The organism is Protofrankia sp. CiT1, from assembly GCF_917627335.1.
Classification (GTDB): Bacteria; Actinomycetota; Actinomycetes; order Frankiales; family Frankiaceae; genus Protofrankia.
This window is the reverse complement of record NZ_CAKJTP010000019.1, coordinates 35,235-41,176: the sequence shown is the minus strand read 5'-3', so window position 1 is coordinate 41,176 and position 5,942 is coordinate 35,235. Positions and strand designations below refer to the sequence as shown.

Below are 5,942 nucleotides of genomic sequence, written 5' to 3'. Positions count from 1 at the left end.
CCGACTCGAACGTCCGTGCCGCCAGCCGGTGCCGGCCGCGGCGGTTACCGGCCTGTTTCATCGAAAAGACACAATTCCGTGGGGTCGCGGCGGTTAAGATCTCTTTCAGCTGACCACAGGCCACGCGAGCACGCCTCTCTCAGGTGCGCGGAGGCACACCAACGGTGGCCGGAGGCCGACAACCTCCGGCCACGGGGGGAGAGAAACGCAGGTGGACTGGACCGGGACCGCGCTACAGGTCAACACTCCGGCCGGCCAGGTGGTCCTGACCGGCGATGGACCATACGTGGTGGGGCGGGCCCGCCAGGCCGACGTCGTCATCGTCGATGGCCGGGTGTCGCGGCGTCACCTCGTCCTGGAGGCAGGGGCGGAAGGCTGGCAGGTACGCGACATCAGTGCCAACGGCCTCTGGCAGGACGGCCGGCGGGTGGGCAACCTCAGCGTGAGCGCGGCACAGGTGCGGATCCGTCTCGGCGCCGTGGACGGGCCGGAGGTCGTTCTCATCCCGCGGCCGCGGCAGCCCGTCCCAGCGGGGCCGGTCGAGCTACCAGCCGACCCGCCCACCGCGCTCGCGGGAAGCGACGACGATCCGGGTCCGCCCACGTCTGAGCAGCCGTTCATCGGTGACGAGCGCAAGGTTCACCAGCTGCGCCCAGGGCAGGTGACCATGGGCCGTTCCCGCGACAACGATCTGGTTGTGGACGACTTACTGGCCTCTCGGCACCATGCCCAGCTTCGCGTCGACACCCACGGGTCCGGTGGTACCACCCATACCGGTCGAGGCCGTGCGCGACGCGGTGACGTCGAGGTAGTCGACCTGGGCTCAGCCAACGGCACGTTTGTCAACGGCCGGAGGGTGACGCACGCGCCCGTGGCGCAACGTGATGTCGTCGCCATCGGCCATCATCTGTTCCAGCTTGACGGTGACACGTTGGTCGAGTACGTCGATAGCGGCGACGTTACGTTCGAAGTGCAGGGCCTGTCGGTATGGGCTGGTGCCAAGCAGCTCATGAGCGACGTCACCTTCCGGCTGCCGGCCCGGTCGCTGCTGGGTGTGGTCGGTCCGAGCGGCGCGGGCAAGTCGACGTTGCTCAACGCGCTCACCGGATTTCGTCCGGCCGACGCCGGCACGGTCCGCTACGCGGGCCGGGATCTCTATGCCGAGTACGACGAGCTGCGCCGCCGGATCGGTTACGTCCCGCAGGCCGACCCCCTGCACAACCAGCTGACCGTTCGCCAGGCCCTGGAGTACGGTGCGGAGCTGCGCTTTCCAGCTGACACCACAGCGGATGAGCGGCGTGCCCGGGTCAGCGAGGTCGTCGTTCAGCTGGGGCTGCGTGACCATGCGGACACACCGGTCGGCCGGCTGTCCGGCGGCCAGCGCAAGCGGACCAGCGTCGCGCTCGAGCTGCTCACACGTCCGACACTGCTGTTCCTGGACGAGCCGACCTCCGGGCTGGATCCGGCCAACGACCAGTCGGTCATGGAGGCGCTGCACTCCCTCGCCCGGGGCAGCGACGGTGCCGCCAGCGCTCCCAGCGAAGGCCGCACAGTGATTGTTGTGACTCATAGTGTGCTATTTCTTGATCTATGTGACTATCTGTTGGTGCTCGCGCCCGGCGGCCACGTGGCTTACTTCGGCCCGAGTGCCGGTGCGTTGCGGTTCTTCGACAAGAAGGACTTCAAGGAGTTCGTCGCTGTCTTCCGGGAGCTGGAGGCCACCGCGGGTGAGGTGCTCGCGGCCCGTTTCCGCGCGTCGGAGTACTACGTCCCGTCCGCTGTGGTCGCGCCGGTGGTTCGGCGGACCGCGGCGACGCTGCCCAGCGTCCGCCAGCAGCCGGTGCGGGCACAGCTGTCCACCCTCACCCGCCGCTACCTGCGGGTGGTGCTCGCGGACCGTTCCTATCTTCGGCTGATCATCGCTTTTCCGTTCCTGTTGGGGATCATTCCGCGGGTGATCCCGGCCCGGGACGGTCTCGCCGCGCTGCCGGTGCCGAACCCGGACGCGACCAAGGTGCTCGTCGTGCTGGTGCTGTGCGCATGCTTCATGGGGATGGCGAACTCGGTTCGTGAGCTCGTCAAGGAACGGCCGATCTACCGGCGGGAGCGCACGATCGGCCTGTCACGTACCGCTTACCTGGGTTCCAAGGTGGTCGTCCTGGCCGCGATCACGACCTGTCAGTGCGCGATCTTCACATTGATCGGATTACTGGGCCGGATGCCGACCGCTTCCGTGCTGCTCGGTTCCCCGCTCGCGGAGTGTCTCGTCGCGGTGCTCGTGGCGGCGCTGTCCTCGATGATGATCGGCCTGCTTGTCTCGACGCTGGTCGACAGCGCTGACAAGACCATGCCCGTGCTGGTCCTTATCACCATGGCTCAGCTCGTGCTCTGCGGCGGGCTCGTGTCGGCGGTGGGACGTCCGGTACTTGGGCAGGTCAGCTGGATCGCGCCGGCGCGCTGGGGTTTTGCCGCGCTCGCCTCGACCGTCGACCTCAACAAGGTGGCCCAGCTGGGCAGGGTGAGCCCCGAGGCGGCCAACCCGGCCAGGAGGCTGCCGCTGGGTGATCCACCGGACCCGCTGTGGAACCACAACGCCGTGACCTGGCTCACCGACGTCAGCGTTGGCACCGTGGTGGGTGTCCTCGCCCTGACCGTGACCGCCTATATGATCCGCCGGATCGAGCCCAAGGTCGGACGACGGAAGCAGACAGCGGATCCGTCATCCTGATGACGCGGATCCGCTGTCCTCAGCGCTTGTGTTATCAGCGTTGACCGGTCAGGGAAAACGAGGGCATGGACGTGGCGTACATCGTCTCGACGATCAACCTGAAGGGTGGCGTCGGCAAGACGACGATCACGGCTGCCCTTGCGGAGGTCATGGCGGCGGAGCACGGCAAGCGGGTACTGCTTGTTGATCTTGATCCGCAGACAAACCTGACGATCTATATGATCGGCGAGGCACAGTGGAAGGATCTCAACGACTCGGACCGGACGCTGGCCACCCTCTTCCGCGACGCGGTGGAGCCGGGGCCGGCCGGAAGCCGGTTCGACATCGACGCTGCCCTGCAGCGGGACGTGTCCCCGGTGCGGACCGTCACCCAGGTCGATCTGCTGGCGTCCTCGCTCGACCTCATCGACCTGCAGGACCGTCTGCTCGTCCCGTCCAGGGATCTCGTCCACAACCCCGTGGAGCTGCTGGCGCGGCAGCTCGAGAAGATAGCCGGTGGCTACGACTACATTCTCGTGGACTGCCCGCCGAATCTGAGCGTGCTCACCCTGAACGGGCTGAGGATCTCGCACGGCTACATCATCCCGGCTGTCCCCGACTTCATGTCGACCTACGGAATACCACAGGTCCGGGCCAGGATCACGAAATTCGCCGCCGGTGTGGGCGTCGACATCCCGACGATCGGCCTTGTCATCAGCAAGTACCGGTCCGAGGTGACCCTGCACCAGCAGATGGCGGACTACCTCCAGCGAAGCGGGCAGGGCGCTGGGCTCCACGTGTTCGAGTCCAGGATCCCGGAGTCCGGTGACATAGCGGCCGCGGCCGAGTTCAATGACTGGGGCACGCTACGGCAGCGGTACGGCTACAAGGGGCAGTACGACGCGCTGGCCGCCCTCACCGTGGAGTTCATGAGCGTCGTCGAGGGTGTGGCGGCACGGGATCGGGCCGCAGGCCCAGGCGCCGGGATCATGGACCACACGGACGCGGTAACCGATCGTGTTGCCGGATCACACCGGTGGGACCCGACAACATGATCATGCTAATGATTCTGGGCCAGGATGCGTCCAGATCAGGATGCGTCCAGATCAGGATGCCTTCAGATCAGGATGTCTCCAGATCAGGATGCGTCGAAGTCGGCCTGCGGGCCGCGCACGCCCCGGGATCCGAGGGTGCACAGTCCGGCGGTACGGACGATCGTGACGCGGTCGAGCTCCGCGCCGCTCTCGGCGATCGCGCGGACGGTCAGCGTCGCCGGCTGGCCGGCGCTCGCGGGCCTGACGTCCACGGCGACGAACGAGAAGCCGGTGTAGCGGACCCGGGACCAGGTCACGACCTCAGCTGTCTTCACCCCGACGCCCGTCCACGAGTAGGTGTTGACTGAGGCAAGGTCGTTCACATGCCCGGCGTAGCTGTCCGGGGCCGGGAAGCTGTACAGGCTGCGCCCGCCGGCACCGACCGACAGGTAGGTGGTCCCGTCGGTGTCCGGGTGGACGGTTCCGCCGATCGGCACCACCTTGGTCGGGCTGCCGCCACGCAGCGGGTCACTGCGTTCGTAGATGTGGTTGTGGCCGTTGATGACGAGGTCGACACGGTAGGTGTCGAACAGGGGCACCCACGCGGCCCGTACGCCGCCCTCGGAGGCGTGCGCGTTCGTCGTCGAATACGCGCAGTGGTGGAAGAAGACGACGATGAAGTCGACGTCGGGCTGGTGACGCAGGAACTCCAGCCGCTCCTTCAGCCAGGCTGTCTGGGAGCCGCCGCTGTAGCCGAGGTTCGCGGGAATCTCGTTCGAGACGTCGTTGGCGTCGAGGCTGATCACTCCGACATTGCCGTAGATGAACGAGTAGACCGACGGGCAGGCCTGCGGGCCGTTGCCGGGGAAGTCCCACCGGGCGATCTGGCCACCGTAGCCGTCCGGGGAGTACAGCGCCTCCATGTCGTGGTTGCCGGTCGCGACCATCCACGGCACCCGTGAGGCGACCGCTTCGATCTGCCCGAGGTAGGCATCCCAGATGGTTGGGTTGAACACGTCCGTCCCGTTCGCGCCGGTGGCGCTCACCGGCAGGCCCCGGCCGCTCGGGTCCGCATACGCGATGTCGCCCGCCAGCAGGTGGAAAGCGGGGTTCTGCTGGGCCACGACACCGTCGTTGGCCAGCGCGTGGGCACTGACGCCTTGGTCGCCGAAGGCCGTGAAGGTGAAGGGATCCGTATTCCAGCGGCCCCGCTGGGGCGCGGTGCGCACCGTCGAGAGGGCGCCGACGGTGGTGGCGGGCTCGTAGCCCTGGTGGCCCACCCCATAGTAGTAGGTGGTGTCGGGGCGCAGCCGGTCCACTTCGACGTGCAGGTAGTACTGGTCGACGGGCCCCGCCGCTCCCGGCACCTCCGAATGCAGCGGACGGACCTCGGCCGGGATGCGCCCGGACAGGTTGTACGGGTCGGTGCCGATGCGCAGGAACGGCCTTCTGACGGGGGTCGGCACCTGCCAGCCGACGCGGATCTGACGGCGTGGGTTCGCGCCGAACGCGAGGTGTCGGGCGAACGGGGCGACCGACGCTCCGTCCGCGGTGGAGTTGGTGGTGACCAGCGTCGGGCTCGCTGCTCCTGCGGCTGGCGTTGTGGCGAACGCCGCCGAGTCGAGCAGGCTGGGGCCGGCGAGGAGCGCGCCGGCCCCGATTGCGCCGGCGCGGAACAGCGTACGACGGGACGGGCGCTGGGCCACCAGCCAGTCGTGCTGTTCGGCCATGCTCATCCGCTCGGCGAGGCGATCGGGTATCCCCATGCGTGGTGTCTTCACGACATGTGACACTGGACCGATCAACTCACGCGGCATGGTCGTCCAGATGAATGACTTCCTACTGTTTTCACCTGAAACGGTGAATGATGTGCCTGAGCTGCGGCCGACCGCCCGCTACGGCAACAGGGGGATCAGCGCGTGCATGTCCGCGAGCGCACGGAGCTGGTCGGTGAGGTGGGTGCAGGTCGTCGGTCCGGCCAGGTCCGCGCGCAGCACGTCGCGGAGCCCAAGCAGGCCCTGGCCGACCAGACGGCTGGCGCTTGCCGCGGCGACCGGGCAGTCCGGGCCGGGAAGGACATGGGGCGTCGCGCTGGTCGAGCGGATCGTCCCGGTTGCGAGGTCGACCGTCGCCCTGACAGCATATTCGTGGATTACTTTCTGAGTACCGTCCGCTTCGCAGAACGTGTCACGAAAAAGCCC

4 protein-coding genes are annotated in these 5,942 nt (G+C 67.6%); 2 read left to right on the top strand and 2 right to left on the bottom strand.

The features are described from left to right. Positions 1–211: 211 nt before the first annotated feature. Complete coding sequence (locus MJ785_RS05650) at positions 212–2,728, top strand: ATP-binding cassette domain-containing protein (protein ID WP_239309840.1); 2,517 nt, start codon at positions 212–214, stop codon at positions 2,726–2,728. Positions 2,729–2,799: 71 nt separating this feature from the next. Further along, on the top strand, positions 2,800–3,762 hold the full coding sequence (locus MJ785_RS05645; protein ID WP_370651568.1) for a ParA family protein: 963 nt from the start codon (positions 2,800–2,802) through the stop codon (positions 3,760–3,762). Positions 3,763–3,845: 83 nt separating this feature from the next. On the opposite strand, the gene MJ785_RS05640 is transcribed toward MJ785_RS05645, so the two are convergent. Further along, a complete protein-coding gene (locus MJ785_RS05640; protein WP_239380137.1) occupies positions 3,846–5,507 on the bottom strand; it encodes a metallophosphoesterase family protein in 1,662 nt (553 codons plus the stop codon). Positions 5,508–5,636: 129 nt separating this feature from the next. Continuing rightward, a partial coding sequence (locus tag MJ785_RS05635; RefSeq protein WP_239380136.1) for a DUF2889 domain-containing protein occupies positions 5,637–5,942 on the bottom strand: 306 nt, incomplete at its 5' end.